Source organism: Staphylococcus gallinarum, from assembly GCF_000875895.1.
Classification (GTDB): Bacteria; Bacillota; Bacilli; order Staphylococcales; family Staphylococcaceae; genus Staphylococcus; species Staphylococcus gallinarum.
Genome location: NZ_JXCF01000256.1, coordinates 1 through 21,590, shown reverse-complemented (window position 1 = coordinate 21,590; position 21,590 = coordinate 1). Strand labels below are relative to the sequence as shown.

Genomic DNA, 21,590 nt, shown 5'->3' with positions numbered 1-21,590 from the left:
TGTGTAAGGGTCAGGCTTTATTACATTACCATATATTCCGGAGTCTCATGTCAGCGAAGGTTGTGTAATAGATTGTAACGGAACGTTTACGCATTGGGTTAATATAAAATGCACAATAAATATTAACGTTTAAATCACATTTTTTAGTGTCTTTTTATTTAGAAAGGATAAGTCACAGAGACATATAGTTTCAAGCTGTTGGTCGGTACAGTTTGATCTCATCCATATGTCAATTGAATATGGATATTATCATGTCTGTTGATTCAATTCTATACATTTATATTTGAATATGGTGTATGGAATTGACACACATTCGTCTTTAGTTGTTTTAGGCGACATTATAATTTAAAAGGGGTTAAATTATGATGAAAAGTGTAAGTCAAAGTTAATAATTGGTGCTGATTCACTATTATTAATTAAAAAGGGAGAAATAAATTGAACGGTTGAGGCTAACTTCAAAGGGGGAAGTTAGTCTTTTTTGCTGTATTAGTTAGGGCATTGTTACTTATAAAATTAAGATGTTAAAAAGCTTAGTTGGTGAAAAGGCTGTTTCAATATGGATAGACGGATATCAGTTATTATTAGTTAATCTGCATAAATTTGCTTAAGTCACATTAGTCATAACGAACGTAATTGAATAGAAATTTAAGACAGTTGTGATTGGATGATATGGTGTAGCGCTAAATTGCTAATTGAAATCACCTACAGAGATTGTTTCAATGATTTTATTACCTTATCGTGGCAAAATATTTTTGTTGAGGCATTTGAAGGAACAAGGTCAGTTAAAAGCTAAGGCTGAGATATATTCTAGACAAGTGAACTAATAATACGCATAGTATGAATAAAAATAGCACCCAGATAAATTCAATCATCTGGGTGCTATTTTTTGGAATTGATGTTCCAAACACTTATTAATATGAAGAAGACTTCTCTTTACAAGTATTTAAGTTTGCCAAAGATACTTACTTCTAATTATTTTACTCTATCCTTTTTGAACAGACGAAATAGAACATAAATAATAGCTAGTGCAATGATAACGTACATGATATATGAATATGTATGTAAACCATTCATCAATGCATCCCAACTACCACTTAACATTTTTCCTAGAAAAATAAGTGCGAAGTTCCAAATTGTTGTACCAATTAATGACAATATCATAAAGATGATAACGTTCATTCTATTGATGCCGGCAGGGATTGTAATAAGAACACGTAAGACAGGAATAAAGCGACATATAAAAACTGCCAGCGTACCATATTTTTTGAACCAATCATTGGCACGTGCAACGTCTTTACCCTTTAATTTAATCCACTTGCCATATTTATCTACAAAGCGGTATAAACGTTCTTCTGAGACAAGTCTACTAATGTAATATAATACGAGCAAACCGACTAAAGAAGAAATAGTTGAGATGATAAATAATGTTGGGATTGTTAGGTCTGATTTTACTGACATTAATCCAGCAAAGGTTAAAATAATTTCAGATGGTATAAAAGGTAAGATGTTTTCTAAAAGAATCAATATAGCTATGGCAACATAGCCCCAAGTACTAATAAAACTAGTTAATATTTGTTCCATAATAAAACATTAAACTCCTTTGGTATTGAGCATCACAGATGTAATGAAATTTAAAAATCACATGCCCTTATTATAATCTAAAATTACAAACTATGCAGAAAAAAATGGTACTACTTTAGTATGAATTAACTAAGGATAAATATTAACAAATTTGTAAAAATTTTATTGTAAGCGATTACATATTGTGGTAATATCTAGAGAAACAATAGGTCATATGATGACTTGTAACTTTAGGGAGAAAGTGTGGAGAGTGTATGGAAGAGAAAAGATCAAACATAAGGTGGTACTTTGCGATAGCGTTCTTTATCATAGGTGTCATTGCTTATATGGACCGTTCAAATATATCTATTATTGCAGGGCCTATGATGGAAGACTTGCACATGAACAAGACTCAATTTGGTTTGTTAGCATCGTTCTTCTCATTAGGTTATGCATTAATGCAAGTGCCGTCAGGATTTTTAGCGGAAAAGTTTGGCTCTAAAAAAATGTTAACTATTGCATTAGTATGGTGGAGTGCATTTACAATTTTAACAGGTGTGGTTAAAAATCACGGTGTGTTATATGCAGTGCGTTTCTTATTTGGTGTAGGTGAAGCGCCAATGTATCCATCGAATGCCGTGTTCAATTCATTTTGGTTTTCTAAAGGAGAAAAAGGGCGCGCGTCTAGTGTTTTATTAGCTGGTTCATATTTTGGCCCTGTAATTGCTCCAGTTGTGACGATTGCCATCGTCAATATGTTCGGTTGGCAAGCAGTATTTTATATATTTGGTGCCGTTGGAATCTTAATCTCTATTTTATGGGTGATTATTGCCAAGGATTTACCAGAGCAACATAAAATGGTGAATGAAGCAGAGAAACGCTTTATCGTTGAGAATCGAGACGTTATTAAGACTGAAAAGTCAAATGCACCATGGAAATTATTTTTTAAACGCTTTAGCTTTTATGCGATTGCAGCACAATATTTCGTTGTACAATTTGTCGTATCATTATTTTTAATTTGGTTGCCAACTTATTTATCAGAACAATATCATGTGAAGTTAAGTGATCCTGATATGGCTTGGGCAGCTGGTTCACCATGGATTGCTATGTTTATTTTGATTCTCTTTGGTGGTGCGATTTCAGATAAATTACTACAAAGTGGTAAGTCTCGTTTTGTTGCTAGGGCATCTATTGCGATTATTGGGTTTATTATCTTTAGTATTTCTTTATTTATGTCGATACAAACAGATAGTCTAGTTGTTAATGTATTCTGGCTATCGTTATGTTTAGGTGGTATTGGTATAGCAACTGGTATGAGTTGGGCTGCAGCAACTGATTTAGGACGCAATTTCTCAGGTTCAGTTTCTGGTTGGATGAATTTGTGGGGGAACATAGGTGCATTATTAAGTCCATTACTTGCAGGTATGATGGTTGATGTTGTAGGTTGGACAATGACGCTTGAACTGGTTATCATCCCAGTGATCTTTGCGATTATTATGTGGTTCTTTGTTTCTCCTGATAAACCACTGTTAATTGATAAAAAAGATTTATAAAGTTTGTAATCATTGCAATAGGGAAAGAATTGAGTATAATTGATTACCCTAGGAGGGAAAAATATGATTACAATTAATGCCATTATGAAAGTGAATCCAGCACAACGCGAAAATTACTTAGAGTTAGTTAAACCTTTAGTTGAGGGTGCGAATAACGAACCGGGTTCATTATTTTATCAACATTTTGAACAAACAAATGAACCGAATACATTTGCTTTTATTGAACGATACGAAGATGAAGCGGCAGTAGAAGCACATAATAATTCTGCTCATTTCCAGCAGTTTTTCAAAGAAGTTAGTCAGTATTTAGTTGAAAAGCCTGAAATTAAAGTGTTACAAGATAAAGCATAATTGAGTGAGAGAGCCTAGACAACAGATAAAGTTGCTAGGCTTTTTTTTATTGCGATAAGCGCAATACTATTATAAATAAATTGAAAAGTGTATAATTTTAAGGTGAATTATATGTAATGTGATTAATTTTGGGTTGAATAAGGAGAGAATTTACTATGTTATATCAACACGGAACGTTAGGGACGTTAATGGCTGGGATATTAGACGGAACAGCAACTATCGATGAAATATTAAAAAAGGGTGATCTTGGTATAGGTACATTGACAGGTTGCGATGGCGAAGTAATCATTGTTAATGGCGTTGCATATCATGCTGATGCCTTAGGTGGATTTAGAAAATTGTCAGGGTCTGAGTGTACACCATATGCTACAGTAACACCTTTCGAAGCAGATTATTCTTATTTCGTTCCGCATATTACAGATGCTGATAGTTTGCTAGAAGATATTAAAGGAAAAGCCGCAAGTGAAAATATATTCTTTGCCGTAAAAATAACAGGTAAGTTTGAAACAATGCACGTGCGCATGATGCCTAAACAAGAAAAACCATACACCAAACTTAAATATTCGGCCGATAAACAACCTGAATTTGTATATGAGCAAATTAACGGAACTGTGGTAGGATTCTATACTCCAGAATTATTCCATGGGATTGCAGCAAGTGGATTCCATTTGCATTTTGTAGATGAAGACAAGACAGTAGGTGGTCATATCTTGGACTTTGAACTTAATAGTGGCACAATAGAAATTAGTAATATTGAAACGCTAGAGCAACACTTTCCTGTCAATGACCAAGCTTTTTTAGAATCGGATATTGATCATTCTACAGTAGCTGAAGATATTAATGAAATTGAATAGTATAAATTAGAGCGAAGGATAGCTGCCGGTAAACGTATTATCGTGATTAGTCTATCTTACAATAGATTGAAAACAATATTGTATATTTCTTATAAGAACTAGAAGTATAACAAAAAAGTGATAAAATATAACGATAGCGTCTTTGACAAGCGCAAGACTGTTATTAGTAGTATGTAGGATAGCGTTATACGCTAACTTAGCTTAACTGCTTATTTTAAATGTCGATGCGTCAACTGAATAATTAAAACTATGCTTTTAGCATATTGGTGAATGGTACATGTCTTTGTAGCCTTTATAATATATGCTTTAGTAGTAGAACAATAACAAAAAAATAAAAAGGAGATGCTTATGTCAACATTGATTAAATATTTAAGATCCTTAATTAAAGTTAATACGATGAAAATCGATGTTGCAAAAGGGTTTAGGCAATGCATATTAATGCTTATTCCATTGTTTGTAGGCTATATCACCAATCATTTTTCAACTGGTTTGTTGATAGCTACAGGTACATTAGCGCATATTTATGTGTTTGGTGGACCAGCACAGGCAAAATTGCGAGTCGTATTATTCTCGACAGTCGGCCTATCTATAGCCATGATGTTAGGCACTTTAACAGTAAATCAACCACTCATATTCGGGGTGTTACTACTTATAATCACTGTGATACCATACTACATTTTTAGCTCATTAAACATACCAGGTCCTTCTTCAATATTCTTTATCGTGGCATTCAGTTTACCAATCAATTTACCTGTCGCACCAGAAGATGCATTATATAGAGGTTTATGCATGTTTATTGGTGGCATAATAGCAACTTTAATGGTGATATTAACAATCGCTATTTCCCGGGAAACAGCAGAAATGAAAGCGATAAAAAATGACTTTAATATGATAAAGCAATTAGTACATAACTTTGATAATCCAGACGCCTTTCAAAAGGCATCGCAATTTGCAGTTACAGCCTTTAGGAATTCGGACAATCAATTAATTACATCGAGTACCGCTAAATCTAAAGGTTCACCAAGGTTTCAGCGTATATTATTGTTGCATAATACAGCGCAAGGTATCTTCTCAGAATTACTAGAATTAAATGAAAAAAATGCACGACCATTGCCTAATGTGATTAAAGAAATGGCTGATTTTGTAATTAAATTAGTCTTTTCAAAAGGTATTGTTAGAAAGCAGTGGACAGAAAAAGTAGAGTTTGAAGCACAATACAAAAACTTAGTCGACAATATATTTAAAGTCGATGCAATAATTAATGCTGATAATGAACGTGTTGAACATGAAGTTGATTATAGAATGCCAATATATGGCCATCGTTTAATTAATAATTTAACCTTGGATTCATTTACATTCAGAAGTACCATTCGCTATACCGTGATTATGGCGATTTCAATCTTCATTGCACTCATGTTTGACTTTGATAAAGCTTATTGGATACCTCTCAGTACGCACACGATTTTATTAGGTTCAACTACATTACAAAGCTTTGAACGTGCTGGCGCTAGAGGTATTGGGACAATATTAGGGGTGCTAGTGTTATCGCTCATACTATTATCAGTACCACCGATACCTGTGGCTATTATTTTACTTGCTGTAGCTGCTGGATTTACGGAAATGTTAGTTGGGGCTAATTATTCTATTGCTGTAATATTTATAACAATACAGGTTCTGTTGTTAAATGGTTTAGCTTCGCAACATTTGTCGATACAAGTTGCATTCCCAAGAATCATTGATGTTATTGTAGGTATCGTCATTGCAGTTGTTTGCTTGTTATTTATTGGGAAAAAGACAGCCTCGTCTATGCTTCCAAATACATTGGCAGATGTAACACGTAATGAAGCAGTTGTATTTCATTATTTATTTTCATCTAATAAGTATGCATCTGTTGAACATGAAAAGAATGAAATGTTGAAGCTAAGCGTAAAGTTAAATAATATGATTCAAGTTTATAATAGCGCAAACGGTGAATTGTTTAGTAATAAAAATGCAATTCAATACTATTATCCAAGTATATATGCGTTAGAAGAGATAAATTTTATATTTAGAAGAGCGTTAAGTAATGAACAACGTTATCATATTTCAGATGAGACAATGGCACAATATTTACTGATATTCGAAAATATAGCCAAGCATTTTGAACGAGGCACTAATATCCAAGTTCAAGAAATACCGATGTTACCTCAATATACTTATATTAAAAATGCTTTAGAACACATCCAAAGTAATTGTATTAATGCTAGAAAGAATGTTTCACTACTACATCCAACAAATTAAATAGACAGACATTAAAGAGGTCAATTCATGATTTATCATGGATTGACCTCTTTTTTTGTTTGGCCTGTAACACGCAATATCTCATCATAACAAATTAAAGTATGTGAGGTATCTCAGACTGCCCTTTGTGTACGGTCACAGAGAGGGATGTCTAAGATAACGTCGCTATATAGAATGATTATATAATTTAGACGTTATTTAAATACTGTTTAATAGATTAAGAAAAGAGGTAATTAATAAGAAAACTACAAGAGATAGGAGTTTTTTTATGCCTTGGACTATGGATGACTATCCTCAAAGTTGGAAGAATCTAGATAAACTAGAACGTAAAAAAGCAATTGATATCGGTAATGCAATGTTAAAAGATGGATATAAAGAAGATCGTGCTATTCCTATTGCAACGAAACAAGCAGAATCTTGGTATAAAGATGCGACAAAAGAAGAATTAGAAGAATTGCAAAATAAAAAAATTACGTTACATGATAAAGATGATTCAGCGAATCCTAAGCTTAATAATCAAGATGTGCATGTGTATTTCGATGAAGACGTATGGAAAATTAAATCAGAAGGTGCAAAGCAAGCATCTGATAGTTTTGATAAAAAGGAAGATGCTATGAAGCGTGCTCGTAACATTGCTGATAATAGACAAACAGAAATAATTGAGCATAAAAAAGATGAATAATATGAATTTGTATTGTAAAATAATGTTTCATTTTACAAGATGATAAAGTAATGACATAAATATTTTAATAATATGAGTTAATTATATAAGTGAAATTTAGTAATTAAATAGTGGTCGTAATTAAAAAAGATGAGATGGTATTACGATTGTATTAAATGGAGGCACAATGCATGTATATGGAAAGAAAATCTTCACTAAATATTGAAGATTTGAAAGAAGATTTCAAAGAGAGTCTCGGACAATTTAATAACACTGACTCTGCCTTTGATATGTTAATTGGCTTTGTAGAGTTAGAACAATTATATTCATCTGCATTAAAAGAAATTAGTACCAAGTTGGATATTCTAGATGATCATTTTCAGCAATTATATAAACATAATCCAATCCATCATATGGAGCGTCGTGTGAAAGAGTTGCGGAGTTTGATTCAGAAGTTAAAGCGCAAGGGATGTGAGATATCATCAGAATCTGCGAAAGAATATATCCAAGATATAGCAGGTATTCGTGTTGTTTGTAACTATATTGATGATATATATGTTATTGAGTCACTATTGTTAAAACAAGATGATGTAAAGTTGATTAAACGGAAAGACTATATACAAAATCCTAAAGATAATGGCTATCGTAGTTTGCATATTGTCGTTTCTGTTCCTGTGTTTTTAGCACATTCTCTAGAGACAGTACCTGTAGAAATTCAAATTAGAACGATTGGTATGGATATGTGGGCTAGTTTGGAACATAAAATACGCTATAAAAATGATACAAATACAGAAAAATATCGTTCGGTCTTAAAGCAGTGTGCAAATGACATCACTGCCGTAGAAGGTAAGATGCAAAACATCAGAACAGAAGTATTTGATGTCTAATCAAAATAAATAATTACGCATAATTGTAAGCAGTTAGTAAGTTAGGTAATTTGAACTTGCTAACTTTTTTTATGAATCCCTTGTTTATTACGTAGCGTTATATATTAGGATGATCAGTAAGGAGGTTGTTATATGACGTTATATCAAACAGGTGACTTAGCAAAAATATGTAATGTTTCTGTTCGAACTATACAATATTATGATAATAAAGGATTGTTAAATGCGAGTTCAAATAATGGAAGACGCTATTTTGATAAAAATAGTAAAGAAAAATTAGAAATGATACTCATACTTAAGTCCTTTGGATTTAAATTAAAAGATATTAAGTTGTTGTTTGATGAAAAGGTTGAACTCAATGTTATCAGAGCATTAATAAATGAAAAGCTAGTACAAGTTGAAGAAGAGATACACGAGTTACAGACATTGGAGAGAGAGATGAAACAGTATCAAAAATATATTAGCGAAAGTAGCACAGAATCATACACTAAATTAATTGATACACAGCAATATATAAAAGAAAATACGAAACATAGGAAATTGCCAATGGCATTGACTTCTAAATTAATTACCTTGTTTGTAGCTCAATATAGTTTTGTTATTTATAGTATGTATAAAAAAAGTTGGAAACCTATCTTATTTAATTTACCACCATTTTTCTTAATCACTACAGCATTTACATATAAATATTACAAAAGTGTAGAATATTTATGTCCAAATTGCCAGCAGAAATTTATTCCAGAATTTATAACATGGACATTAGCAAGACATACGCCTAAGACTAGAGCGCTTAAATGTCCAAACTGTTTTGAAACAAATGATTGTATAGCTATAAAAAAATAAAAAATTTATGGACCGAAATATCGAGTTGAATGACCGGTATTTCGGTCTTTTTAGTTTTAGCAACTCATAATGATACGTTTGCAAACGCTTGCAATATTGATTGTTGTGTATTACCATACTTGTATACAAGTATATTAACCGAATTAAGAGGTGCGTTCATATGACTTATGAATATCCTGAAAGATGGTTAGAGGGTGTTTCTAAAGGTGAGGCTATCGCTGCTGAAATTAGATTAAGAATCGTTGCTGGCACAATTAAAACAGATACACTATTAACCGAAAATCAGATTGCCAAAGAATTTAATGTAAGTCGATCTCCAGTTCGAGATGCTTTTAAATTATTAAAGCAAGATCAATTAATCAATTTAGAGAGAATGGGTGCAGAAGTATTACCATTTGAAGATAAAGAAAAGAAAGAACTTTATGATTTAAGAATTATGCTAGAGTCATTTGCATTTAGTCGTATCAAATCGCTAAATCATGATGCAATTGTTAAAGAATTACGAAAGCAATTAGAAATGATGAAAGTAGCAGTTCAATTTGAAGATGCAGAAGCATTTACTGAACATGATATGAAGTTTCATGAGGTGACGATATTAGCGTCTAAACATCAATATTTAAAGACATATTGGAATAATTTAAAGCCAGTGATGGAAGCATTAATCTTATTGTCAATGAGACGACGTATGGCAGAAGATCCGGAAGATTTCGAACGTATCCATAAAAACCATGAAGTTTTTGTAGAGGCCATAGCAAATCAAGATGCAATTAAGTTAAGAGAGGCCTTTCATTTGAATTTTGATGATGTAGGAGAAGACATCGATAGCTTTTGGTTGAGCTAATCAAATGTAGCTTAAAAGGAAATAGGAGGAAATATCATGAAATATATGATAGGTGTAGATATTGGAACAACAAGTACTAAGTCAGTACTCTATGACGAAAAAGGTCAATTTATCATGAAACATAATATTGGATACCCATTACATACACCTAATGTAGATGTATCAGAAGAGAATCCAGATGAATTGTTTGATGCCGTGTTGATGACAATTAAATATGTAATGCGTGAAGCGAATATTGCGAAAGAAGATTTGAAGTTAATTTCCTTTAGTGCGCAAATGCATAGTTTAATCTCAATGGATGCGAGTAATCAAAGGTTAACTGAAAATCTGACTTGGGCTGATAATCGTGCAAGTAAATATGCAGATATCATAAAAAATGAACATAATGGTATTGAAATATACAAAAGAACAGGAACACCGATACATCCAATGTCTCCACTAGCAAAGATTTTTTGGATGAAACACGAACAACAAGAAATATTTAATCAAACAGCAATGTTTGCTGATATTAAGACGTATATCTTTTATCACTTATTTGAAAAATTTGTAATTGATCAATCGATGGCGTCTTCTACGGGAATGTTTAATCTTGAAACATTAAAATGGGATACAGAAGCATTATCATTATTAGGTATAACGGAAGAACAGTTACCTGAAATTGTTCCAACGACACATATACTTAAAGGTATGAAACATAGATATGCTGCGCTAATGGGCATTGATCCAGACACGCCAGTAATCGTTGGTGCGAGTGATGGTGTGTTATCAAATTTAGGAGTTAATGCTTACAAAAAAGGAGAAGTGGCAGTGACAATTGGTACATCAGGCGCCATTCGAACGGTAATAGACAAGCCGCGAACAGATTATAAAGGACGTATCTTCTGCTATGTATTAACTGAAGATCACTATGTCATTGGTGGACCAGTTAATAATGGTGGTGTCGTACTTCGATGGTTGCGTGATGAGATGTTAGCTAGTGAAGTTGAGACTGCTAAACGTTTGGGAGTGGATCCATATGATGTGCTAACTAAAATTGCGAGCCGCGTTAAACCAGGAGCAGAAGGTTTAATATTCCATCCCTATTTAGCTGGTGAACGTGCACCACTTTGGAGTGCTGATGCACGTGGTTCATTCTTTGGTTTGACATTGTCGCATAAGAAAGAACATATGATTAGAGCTGCGTTAGAAGGCGTCTTATATAATCTTTATACTGTTTATTTAGCGCTCATTGAAGTTATGAATGAAACACCATCTACTATTAAAGCAACTGGTGGATTTGCCAAAAGTGAAGTGTGGCGTCAGATGATGGCAGATATATTTGATACGAATTTAATTGTACCTGAAAGTTATGAAAGCTCTTGTCTCGGTGCTTGTGTACTTGGATTAAAAGCACTCGGTGAAATTGAAGACTTCTCAATTATTGAAGAAATGGTTGGTACGACTAATGCACATGCGCCAAATCAAGAAAATGTTAAGGTTTATCAACAATTAATTAGTATTTTCATAAATTTAAGCCGTTCACTGGAAGAAAGATATACTGAAATTGCCAATTTCCAACGTGAGCATATGACAGATTAAGAAGCGATGTATTAATGCAATAAGAAGGTAGTTAGAAAACGTTAAGATTTTATATGATAAATACATAGAATCAATCGTTTTCTGGACTATACCTTTAATAATAAATTGAATGATAGTAAGAAAAAATTTTACAAGGAAAAGAAAGCGTTATCAAACATTAAATGAATTACTTTAAATTGTATTTTGTGTTTGAATCTGGAAGGGGAGAACGATTATGTTTGAAATGATCTGGCCACTTATCACTGTGGTAATAGGGATTATAGTATTATTGGGATTAATTATATTTTTAAAATTGAATACATTTATTTCACTAATCATTACGTCAATTGTCACTGCAATATTACTAGGTATGCCTTTAGATAAAATAATTGAAACAATTGAAAATGGTATGGGCAGTACATTAGGTCACATTGCACTTATCTTTGGTTTAGGAGCAATTCTAGGTAAATTGCTAGCCGATGGTGGCGGTGCTACACGAATTGCCGATACATTGATTAATAAGTTTGGTCAAAAGCACGTGCAGTGGGCTATGCTCATCGCAGCCTTTATTGTTGGGATTGCATTATTCTTTGAAGTAGGATTAGTATTATTAATTCCATTAGTATTTACAATTGCTAAACGTGCGAACGTTTCACAATTGAAATTGGGACTACCAATGGTTGTGGCATTATCAGTTACACATGGTTTCTTACCACCACATCCAGGTCCTGTTGTCATTGCTAAAGAATTAAAAGCAAATTTAGGGCATGTTCTGTTATATGGTATTATTATAGCCATTCCTGTAACAATTATTGCTGGTCCAATTTTTAATAAAATAGCACAAAAAATCACACCGTCTGCATATAAACGTGAAGGCGATATTTCATCTCTAGGTGCACAAAAAGAATTTAAAGAATCAGAAATGCCTGGTTTTGGTATTAGTTTATTAACAGCTGTTTCTCCAGTTATATTAATGTTACTATCTACAATTGTTCAATTAGTAACTGGACATGAAGAGGCAAAAAATGGCTTTGAATCTGTTGTCTACTTTATTGGTACAGCTGGAACTGCAATGTTAATTGCAGTATTGTTTGCAATTTTCACTATGGGTATTAAACAAGGTCGTAAGAATGCAGATATTATGGATTCAGTGTCCAATGCAATTTATCCAATCGGTATGATGATACTAATTATTGGTGGTGGCGGTACATTCAAACAAGTCTTAATAGATGGTGGTGTTGGTGATACCATTGCTAAGATGTTTGAAGGATCTGAAATGTCACCTATATTATTAGCATGGATTGTAGCGGCCGTATTACGTATTGCACTTGGTTCATCTACTGTTGCTGCAGTATCATCTACAGGTATTGTATTACCATTATTGCAAGCATCAGACGTTAATGTTTCTTTAGTAGTATTAGCTATTGGAGCAGGTAGTGTCATACTATCACATGTTAATGACGCTGGTTTCTGGATGTTCAAGGAATACTTTGGTTTAACTGTAAAAGAAACTTTCTTAACATGGTCATTATTAGAAACGATTATTTCTGTTTCAGGGTTAGTATTCATCTTGTTACTTAGTCTATTTGTATAAAAATAATTTGTTATTTTATGACTTTATACAAAATATAAAAAATATATACCTCATTCTTATTTTTTCGCTATAATGAAATCATAGGAATGGGGTGTTTTTTTGAATGAAGAAACTTTAGATATATTACAAGCACATGCACAACAATTATTGGGAATTCAATTAGAAGCATTTGAGCAAGAAGATTTAAAAGGTGTAACAAATAAGATAAAAACGCCTTTTACCAATACAAAACGGAAGAGCTTTAAGCATGAATTAAAGATTTTTTTACAAAATATGAACAGTAATAAAATTTATCACTATTGTAATCGGTTAGGGATAAATTTTTTGCTCTTTAAATTTAAAAAGTATAAGCGGATTTATATTATTGGTCCATATATTGAACATCGTCCAAATGAGCAGCAATGCTTCGATATTTTAGAACAGTTGAATATCGCAAGTTCGCATAATGGTATATTAAAGCAATATTTATTAAAAATACCGTTATGTCATCATGTTAAAGCAAAAAAGTTATGTCGATTAGCAATACAATTTTTGAAAAATAGAAATACTTTATATGAAATTGAGCAGATTGATTTTAAATTTCATATGAGTGAAGCGGGTATTGCAGAAACACGAGCACAAATGGATTATGCTGTGGAAGACTTAGAATATCGCTATAAGTTAGAAAACCAATTGCTGACTGCTGTAGAATATGGCAATGTTCACGAGGCATTAGCTATTTTAAAATATATTAATTTATCAGTAGTTGGATTACGAAGGACAGATGATACGATATCAAATGAGCAATATAAAGCATTTTTATTAAATACACTATGCAGAAAAGCTATTGAAAGGGCAGGCGTAAATCTCATAAAAATAGATGAATTATCTGCAAAGTATGCTAAACGAATACATCAGACGAGAGATATACATGAAATCAATGAACATATCCAATCATTGGTAATCGATTATGCAGAAGCCGCAATGAAAATCAAAGCCAATGAATACAGTCCGAAAATTAGCAAAGTTGTTCAATACATTGAAAGTAACTTGAATCAACAACTGACATTACAACTGTTAGCACAACAAGTCGATTTAGCTCCAAGTTATTTATCGCGGGTATTTAACCATGAACTACATAAATCAATTTCACAATTTATTCTAGAATTGAGATTGCAAAAAGGTCACGATTTAATTCTGAGGACGAAAATGTCAATTTCAGAAATCGCTAAACATGTTGGCTTTAGCGAACAAAGTTATTTTACACAATGCTTTAAAAAATATTATGGTATTACACCATTGAGATTTCGAATGGAGCAGAGAGGATGGAATTAACATCCTGATGTGATTTTGCTATTTATGTTAATTTTTTTATAAAAATATCAATGATTCAATAAAATATAGATATACAATGGGAGAATTGACAACATAACATGATTTTAGAATCAAAGAGCCATTAAAAAAACGATTGAATCTTTCTGTTATTGAAGATAGTGATAAGTATAGTAACCATCGAACTTAAGCATGTAAAAATAAATGGATTTACTATATTTAAATTTTTACAGAAAATAACAACGTTGTTATTTTTCGTTGAAGTCTTACAATGGAAAAAATATAATGAACTTAAGATCTCAAATATATAGTCTATGGGGATTTGATTAGATCATAAAATAGCTTATGTGAGAGATAAAAAAATTTAGGTATATAAGAAAACGCTTACAACTATATACCTAGATTAGATTGCTGGCCACAATCGCTAACAAAAACAATCTATTAAACAAAATTTGCAGAAGTGAAATGTACGGTATTTTGTTTATAGGGAAAGAGGTAATCATTATGGTTACAGCAAAATTGAAACCAACTAGTAGGAAATTAAAGAAATTTAAAGAAATTGAAGCACCAAGGTTAAAGTTTAAAGAGAAGTTATCCTATGGTTTTGGAGACTTAGGTAACGGAATGATGTTTGATATGGGACAAATCTATTTGCTCAAGTTTTTTACAGATATTCTTGGTATTTCTCCTTTCTATGGTGGTCTCGTATTCTTAGTTTCAAAAATATTTGATGCATTTGTTGATACTGGTGTTGGAACGATGGTTGATAATAGGCGTAATTTTGGTAAAAAAGGTAAATTCAAACCATTTATTTTATATGGCACGATACCTTTAGCTATATTGACCGTTATCACATTTATATCGCCTGATATTAGTTATACCGGTAAAGTTATATGGGCTTTTGCTACATATATGTTATTCAATATGGCGTATTCATTTGTTAATATTCCGTATGGTTCATTATCTGCATCTATGACAATTAATGCGGATGATCGTACACAATTATCTGTCTTTCGTAACTTAGGTTCACAAGGCGCAATGTTTATTTCAGGTATCGTAATCATTCCAATGGTTAATCTTTTTCCGAATCATGCCACAGGATATCCTATCGCAGTAGGTGTGTTAGCGATTTGTGGTGTTATATTCCATATTATTTGTTACAAAGGTGTTAAAGAGAGACATACTGTTGAAAGACCTAAGGAAAAAGGTCTAGGTCGTAAAGCTTTTAAAGACTTACTGAAAAATAGACCATTCTTGATTCTTGCTATATATACACTATTAACAATCATGGCTTTATTCCTCCAACAGTCATCTCAGCTATATTACTTCCAATATGTCCTCGGAGAACCTAATTTAGTCGGTATTGTAAGTACATTGAACTTTCTTGTTCTTGTTCCAGGCTTATTGATTACTACTTTCTTAAGTAAAAAAGTAGGCAAGAAGATGACGGCAATCATTGGTGTTTCAGGGTTTGTAATTTTACAATTTTTCACCTTCACACTATTTGCCAATGAAGCAATTCCGTTTCTAGTGTTAAACACGATTGCACAATTATTCCTAGTTATACCGAATACAGTTACTTGGGCATTTATAGCGGATGTAGTTGAATATGGACAATGGCAGTCTGGTATGAGATCTGAAGGTATTATTTATTCTAGCTATAGCTTTACAAGAAAAGTATCACAGGCATTGGCTGGTTTCTTACCTGGATTATCGTTAATGCTCATTGGTTATGTGCCAAATGAAACTCAAACGGCTGGCACGTTATTAGGGCTAAAAGTATTATACTTTGTTGTTCCAGGAACGGCCTGTCTCATTGCCGTAATATTATTCTTCTTTGCATATCCATTGACTGATAAACGTCACAAGCAAATCGTTAAGGAGTTAGCACTTAGAGAAGAATTGTAATTGTAATATTGTAAATTGTTTTGATAAATGAAAGGAGCAACACGAAATGTTATATCCAGTAATAAATGAAAAACGTCAAATTATTGATTTAAATGGGATTTGGAACTTTAAATTAGAAGATGATGCGTCACCGGTTGATATCTCAAAACCACTCGACACGGAATTAGTGATGGCAGTTCCAGGTTCATATAATGATCAAGGGGTAGATGCTAAAATAAGAAATCATGTAGGCAATGTCTGGTATGAGCGTACGATTGTTATTCCAGAAATGATGCAAGATGAGAGAATTGTCTTACGATTTGGTTCGGCAACACATCAAGCTACTGTATATATTGATGGTCAAGCAATTGTATCGCATAAAGGCGGGTTCTTGCCATTTGAAGCTGAGTTAGATCATAGATTTTCAACAGGGAAACATAGATTATCAGTTTGTGTAAATAATATTTTAGATGAAACAACTCTTCCAGTAGGAAAATATGAAGAAACGATTGATGAACTTGGTAAAAAGGTTAAAACGAATACACCAAACTTTGATTTCTTTAACTATGCAGGGTTACATAGACCTGTAAAACTTTATACAACACCGAAAACATATATTGAAGATATTGTCTTAGTTCCCGAAGTGTCAAAGGATACAGCACAAGTCCATTTTAATATTATGACTAACAAAAGCGCTACAGATATTCGTATTAGATTATTAGATGAAGCAAACAATGTTGTCACAGAAACAACGGGACAAAAAGGAACAATAACGGTAGACCATCCTCATTTGTGGCAACCATTAAATGCGTATTTATATCAATTTGAAGTTTCATTATATGAAGATAATAAATTAATTGATACTTATACAGAACGCTTGGGTATTCGCTCTGTAAAGGTAGATAATGGCCAATTCTTAATTAATGATCAACCATTTTATTTCAAAGGTTTCGGTAAGCATGAAGACACGTATTATCATGGACGTGGTATAAATGAAGTAGGTAATGTATTAGATTTAAACCTTTTAAAATGGATTGGTGCAAATTCATTCCGAACTTCACATTATCCGTATTCAGAGGAAATGATGCGTCTAGCGGATGAGCAAGGTATTGTCGTTATCGATGAGACAACGGGTGTAGGTGTTCACTTAAACTTTGATACATTATTAACTGGTATTGAACATCGTAAGACCTTTAAAGAAATAGGTACTAAAGAAGCGCATGAAGCAGTTATTAGAGAATTGATTGCTCGTGATAAGAATCATGCTTGTGTCGTGATGTGGTCTATTGCAAATGAACCTGCATCTACAGAAGAAGGTGCGAAAGCATATTTCGAACCACTAATTAACTTGGCAAGATCTTGTGATCCACAGCAACGTCCTGTAACGATTGTCACATTATTGACGGCACAACCGGATGTTTGTCAAGTACAAGATTTAGTCGATGTGTTATGTTTAAATCGTTATTATGGTTGGTATACGCAAACTGGAGATTTAGCAGCTGCTAAAAAAGCATTGAAGCAAGAACTTGATGGTTGGAGTGAAAAACAGCCGAATAAGCCAATTATGTTTACAGAGTATGGCGCAGATACACTAGCAGGCTTGCATTCAGTTAATGATGAATTATTTACAGAAGAATATCAAGTACGTTATTACGAAGCAAATCACGAAGTTATTGATCAATATCCTCAATTTATTGGTGAACAGACTTGGAATTTTGCAGATTTTGAAACTTCAAGTGGCATTATTAGAGTTCAAGGCAATAAGAAAGGTATATTTACACGTGAAAGAAGACCGAAAGCAGTGGCACATTATTTAAGAAAAAGATGGTGTAATATACCTGACTTTGGTTATAAAGGATAGAGATTCCTTGAGCGAAAAAACATTGTGAAATTGATAACATACCTGTCAAACAATATACCTATCAATTTCAATGAGAATTGAGTAAAAGTGATAATTATGTGAAAACAATCACAAAATACTTTAAATCTTTGTAAGTATGGCGTAGAATACTAAGTGTAGAGAAGAGATAAAAGCTTAACGAATGAAAAAATACGGAGTGATTAAGATGAGAAAAGTAATTGAAGAAGTTATTTTTTCAAATGAAAGCAGTTATGATATTTACACACATACTGGTGTAAATCAAGGTATCATTAATGACATTAAAGATGGATACAGAAGTATTGATTATATATCTTATATAGATGCTGAAAAGTTATACAAGTACGGCATGGAAAAGTCTCAATTAGTAAGTAGTTAATACCCTGTAGACATCTAAAGGAAAGTGTGCATGTTTGTAAGTGTCAGCTGTATGCCCACAGCACAAACGACAGTTGTAAATGATTTGCATATTTTTCTCCCTAGTATCACCTTTCATGATTTATTATACGCCCAAGAATAGTAGAAAAGCCTACATAAACTAAACATTTAGTTCATGTAGGCTTTTTGTTATATAACAGCAACAAATATATGAGATAGGAAATTGACTGATGCGTTAAACATATGCCTTAAAGTTATGCTTGATTTCGTTGTATTCGTATACAGAATTATACATTCTCATGCGAATATGTTCTTCTGATGCATAAGGTATACGCAGTGTGTCATGCTTTGTTATAAAGTTTCTGAATGATTTTTCGGCGTGCATACGTGCTTTTAAAGTCATATTTAACCACTCATCTGTTTCAAATAAATCTTCAAATCTAAAGGAAAAACTGGTTCTGGCGCGTGCTGCTCGTAACGTTGCAAGTCGTTGTTCAAACTCCATATATCCATCCTCCTTTTTAAGAACATCAATAGTTACCTCTATTATATACTTATTAGCAACTATATTCTAATAATGGAATGACACTAATTCGTTTATATAAAAAATATGAAATGATAAAATAGGCACAATAAGTAGGCGTTAATTATTAAATTTAGAAGGATGTGTAATTATGGAATTAACAAATAAAGTTGCTATCATTACAGGTGGGAGTAGTGGTATAGGCGCGAGTATAGCTAAATCCCTAGCAAAGCAAGGTGTCAAAGTTGTCTTAACAGGTCGAAATGAAGTTAACCTTAAACAGGTTGCAGGCCAAGTTTCTGAGCTATCTCAAACAGATGTAGTTACAGAAATATTAGACGTTACCTCACAAGAAGCGGTTGAGTCGGTTGTATCAAAGGTAAAACAACAATTTGGTAGTGTTGATATATTAGTAAATAGTGCGGGGCAAATGTTATCATCAGCTATTACTGAAGGTAATGTGGCTGCATGGGATACCATGATTGATGTTAATGTCAAAGGTACATTATATGGAATAAATGCGGTTTTACCGACATTATTAGAGCAATCAGAGGGGCATATTATTAATATTGCTTCAATTTCTGGTTTCGAAGTTACAAAGAAAAGTACGATGTATAGTGCAACGAAAGCAGCGGTCCATTCTATAACACAAGGCTTAGAAAAAGAGTTAGCTAAGACAGGAGTGAGAGTGACAAGTATTTCACCTGGAATGGTAGATACACCATTAAGTGGAGAGACAGATTGGGGCGAACGTAAGAAGTTAGATCCTGAAGATATTGCATCTTCAGTTATATATGCATTGCAACAACCAAGTCATGTCAATGTAAATGAAATTACTGTTAGACCAGTATAGAATTCATAAGAAGTCACTTTAGCAACATGATTAAATTTCTATCTATCTAAATAAAGGGGATATAAATAAACTTGAATATTGTACTAGAAACGAAACGTTTGTTGCTGATTAGACCAACTGAAGATTATCTAACAGCGTTGTATCAATTGCATGCTGATCCTAGAACAAACGTATATAATCCGGCTGGTCCACATCGAGAGATAAGTGAAACAAAAGAAATGTTGAATGAATGGATAAAACATTGGTTAGCGTATGATTTTGGTTATTGTTTAATGATTGAAAAGGAATCGAAAGTAATGATAGGCATGTGTGGTCTAAGGTACAAGCGGTTAGATGGTAATGTTGTGTTAAATTTGGCATATCGTTTAAGTCCAGAGTATGGGCGAAAAGGCTATACAAAAGAGGCCTGTATTGCACTTATACAATATATTAAGAAAGTCCAACATATAGATAATAGGATTGTTGCACATACTAAGGCTGACAATATTCCATCTATTCGAACAGCAAAATCTTTAGGGTTTTTGAGAGAAACACAGTATGATAACTTTGAAGCATCTGGTGACGTATATCTGTTCGAACCATACTAAAATTGGTTATTTTGGTGTTTAAATATAATTTTTATAATAAAGCCAACTCAAATTTTACATGTTTTGAGTTGGCTATCTTTATGTTTTAAATTATTTAAGATACTGTGTCTTACTCGGTTGATTGGATATATATTTATTCTTTCTTTTTTAATTTATCAAAATAATATCAATTACATATTGCAAATGATAATCATTATCTATTAATATTGATGTTAATAGATAAGGGAGGGTAATATATTGAAAAAATTAATTAGTGTTATGTTGTGTTTTATATTATTATTAGCAGCTTGTGGAAAGTCGGAAGAAAGTAAAAGTACTAAAGGAGATACAGACAGTAAGGAATATGTTACATCAGATGGTAGTAAAGTAAAGATACCGAAACATCCGAAACGTGTGTTAGATTTGACTGCGAATTACGGTAATTTTAAAAAACTAGGTGTAACACCAATTGCTATTACTAATGTTTTTCCGAATTCTAAATATTTGAAAATGGATAAAGTAAAGAAGATTAATCCAGAAGATGTAGAAGCAGCAGCAAAATTGAAGCCGGATTTAATTATTACGTATAAGGAAAATAAAAATAATAAAAAATTAGCTAAAATTGCACCTACAGTTCCAATTAAGGTCCAAAATATGGATTATAAAGAAACACATGTTGAATTAGGGAAATTAGTCAATAAAGAGAAATTGGCGCAACAGCAGGCAAATACATTATCGAAGAAATTAGCAAAAGATGGTAAGGAAATTAAAAAGAAAATTGGGAAGGATAAAACATTTTCAATAATGGATGTACAAGCGAAAGATATTTACCAATTTGGTCCAAGATTTGGAAGAGGTAGTGAAGCTATTTATGAGGGATTCAAACTAGCAGAAGATTCCGATGCTAAAGCAGCTATGCCAAAAGAAAAATATATGAAAGTACCTAAAGAAAAATTTAACGACTATGCCGGTGATTACTTACTCATTCCAACTGCAAATGGCAAGAAGCCTAATAATGAGTTTGTAAAATCATCTATTTGGAAAAATAACAAAGCAGTCCAAAATAATCAGGTAATATACTACACCATGGATGAAGCAATTTATGCAGATATTATTTCAGTAGAACAACAAGCGAAAAACTTTAAACAACAGTTATTAAAATAATAAAGAAACCGCCATTATCAAACATCAGCAATAACAGATGGATAATGGCGG

19 protein-coding genes are annotated in these 21,590 nt (G+C 32.7%); 17 read left to right on the top strand and 2 right to left on the bottom strand.

From position 1 onward, the window contains the following. Nucleotides 1-972: 972 nt before the first annotated feature. Nucleotides 973-1,581 (bottom strand): undecaprenyl phosphate transporter UptA, encoded by a 609-nt coding sequence (uptA, locus tag SH09_RS14450; RefSeq protein ID WP_042740289.1) that lies wholly within the window; start codon nucleotides 1,579-1,581, stop codon nucleotides 973-975. Between the two features lie 254 nt (nucleotides 1,582-1,835). On the opposite strand from uptA, the gene SH09_RS14445 reads away from it, so the two are divergent. The 14 genes from SH09_RS14445 (at nucleotide 1,836) to SH09_RS14380 (ending at nucleotide 18,434) form a co-directional block, all read left to right on the top strand. Then, nucleotides 1,836-3,113 (top strand): MFS transporter, encoded by a 1,278-nt coding sequence (locus SH09_RS14445; RefSeq protein WP_042740288.1) that lies wholly within the window; start codon nucleotides 1,836-1,838, stop codon nucleotides 3,111-3,113. 63 nt (nucleotides 3,114-3,176) lie between these two features. Beyond that, the gene (locus tag SH09_RS14440; protein WP_042740287.1) at nucleotides 3,177-3,464 is read left to right on the top strand and encodes a putative quinol monooxygenase; all 288 of its coding nucleotides are present in this window, start codon (nucleotides 3,177-3,179) and stop codon (nucleotides 3,462-3,464) included. A 155-nt stretch (nucleotides 3,465-3,619) separates the two neighbouring features. Then, the gene (gene budA / locus SH09_RS14435) at nucleotides 3,620-4,318 is read left to right on the top strand and encodes an acetolactate decarboxylase (RefSeq protein ID WP_042740286.1); all 699 of its coding nucleotides are present in this window, start codon (nucleotides 3,620-3,622) and stop codon (nucleotides 4,316-4,318) included. Between the two features lie 348 nt (nucleotides 4,319-4,666). After that, nucleotides 4,667-6,598, top strand: coding sequence for an FUSC family protein (locus SH09_RS14430; RefSeq protein ID WP_042740285.1), 1,932 nt, complete (start codon nucleotides 4,667-4,669; stop codon nucleotides 6,596-6,598). 268 nt (nucleotides 6,599-6,866) lie between these two features. Then, nucleotides 6,867-7,280, top strand: a complete 414-nt coding sequence (locus tag SH09_RS14425) for a DUF2188 domain-containing protein (protein ID WP_042740284.1) — start codon at nucleotides 6,867-6,869, stop codon at nucleotides 7,278-7,280. Nucleotides 7,281-7,450: 170 nt separating this feature from the next. Then, entirely contained in the window at nucleotides 7,451-8,146 is a 696-nt protein-coding gene (locus SH09_RS14420; protein ID WP_042740283.1) for a GTP pyrophosphokinase, read from the top strand. A gap of 132 nt (nucleotides 8,147-8,278) precedes the next feature. Further along, a complete protein-coding gene (locus SH09_RS14415) occupies nucleotides 8,279-8,986 on the top strand; it encodes a MerR family transcriptional regulator (protein WP_042740282.1) in 708 nt (235 codons plus the stop codon). 160 nt (nucleotides 8,987-9,146) lie between these two features. After that, nucleotides 9,147-9,827 carry a GntR family transcriptional regulator gene (locus SH09_RS14410; protein ID WP_042740281.1) on the top strand — a complete coding sequence of 227 codons (681 nt, stop codon included), beginning with the start codon at nucleotides 9,147-9,149 and terminating at the stop codon, nucleotides 9,825-9,827. A gap of 36 nt (nucleotides 9,828-9,863) precedes the next feature. Continuing rightward, nucleotides 9,864-11,405, top strand: a complete 1,542-nt coding sequence (gntK, locus tag SH09_RS14405) for a gluconokinase (RefSeq protein ID WP_042740280.1) — start codon at nucleotides 9,864-9,866, stop codon at nucleotides 11,403-11,405. Nucleotides 11,406-11,619: 214 nt separating this feature from the next. Beyond that, on the top strand, nucleotides 11,620-12,978 hold the full coding sequence (locus SH09_RS14400; protein ID WP_042740279.1) for a gluconate:H+ symporter: 1,359 nt from the start codon (nucleotides 11,620-11,622) through the stop codon (nucleotides 12,976-12,978). A 99-nt stretch (nucleotides 12,979-13,077) separates the two neighbouring features. Beyond that, nucleotides 13,078-14,292 (top strand): helix-turn-helix transcriptional regulator, encoded by a 1,215-nt coding sequence (locus SH09_RS14395; protein WP_042740278.1) that lies wholly within the window; start codon nucleotides 13,078-13,080, stop codon nucleotides 14,290-14,292. Between the two features lie 501 nt (nucleotides 14,293-14,793). After that, entirely contained in the window at nucleotides 14,794-16,197 is a 1,404-nt protein-coding gene (locus SH09_RS14390) for a glycoside-pentoside-hexuronide (GPH):cation symporter (RefSeq protein ID WP_042740277.1), read from the top strand. A gap of 46 nt (nucleotides 16,198-16,243) precedes the next feature. Further along, complete coding sequence (gene uidA / locus SH09_RS14385) at nucleotides 16,244-18,037, top strand: beta-glucuronidase (protein ID WP_042740276.1); 1,794 nt, start codon at nucleotides 16,244-16,246, stop codon at nucleotides 18,035-18,037. A 205-nt stretch (nucleotides 18,038-18,242) separates the two neighbouring features. Next, the gene (locus SH09_RS14380; protein WP_042740275.1) at nucleotides 18,243-18,434 is read left to right on the top strand and encodes a hypothetical protein; all 192 of its coding nucleotides are present in this window, start codon (nucleotides 18,243-18,245) and stop codon (nucleotides 18,432-18,434) included. Between the two features lie 234 nt (nucleotides 18,435-18,668). Here the strand turns inward: SH09_RS14380 and SH09_RS14375 are convergent, their stop codons facing one another. Beyond that, complete coding sequence (locus SH09_RS14375) at nucleotides 18,669-18,938, bottom strand: DUF1413 domain-containing protein (RefSeq protein WP_042740274.1); 270 nt, start codon at nucleotides 18,936-18,938, stop codon at nucleotides 18,669-18,671. Between the two features lie 166 nt (nucleotides 18,939-19,104). Between SH09_RS14375 and SH09_RS14370 the strand changes: the two genes are divergently transcribed. The 3 genes from SH09_RS14370 (at nucleotide 19,105) to SH09_RS14360 (ending at nucleotide 21,539) form a co-directional block, all read left to right on the top strand. Beyond that, nucleotides 19,105-19,809: an SDR family oxidoreductase gene (locus tag SH09_RS14370; RefSeq protein WP_042740273.1), complete on the top strand. Its 705-nt coding sequence runs from the start codon at nucleotides 19,105-19,107 to the stop codon at nucleotides 19,807-19,809. Between the two features lie 71 nt (nucleotides 19,810-19,880). Continuing rightward, nucleotides 19,881-20,396, top strand: a complete 516-nt coding sequence (locus SH09_RS14365) for a GNAT family N-acetyltransferase (protein ID WP_042740272.1) — start codon at nucleotides 19,881-19,883, stop codon at nucleotides 20,394-20,396. A 237-nt stretch (nucleotides 20,397-20,633) separates the two neighbouring features. After that, entirely contained in the window at nucleotides 20,634-21,539 is a 906-nt protein-coding gene (locus SH09_RS14360) for an ABC transporter substrate-binding protein (protein WP_082039249.1), read from the top strand. Nucleotides 21,540-21,590 lie beyond the last annotated feature (51 nt).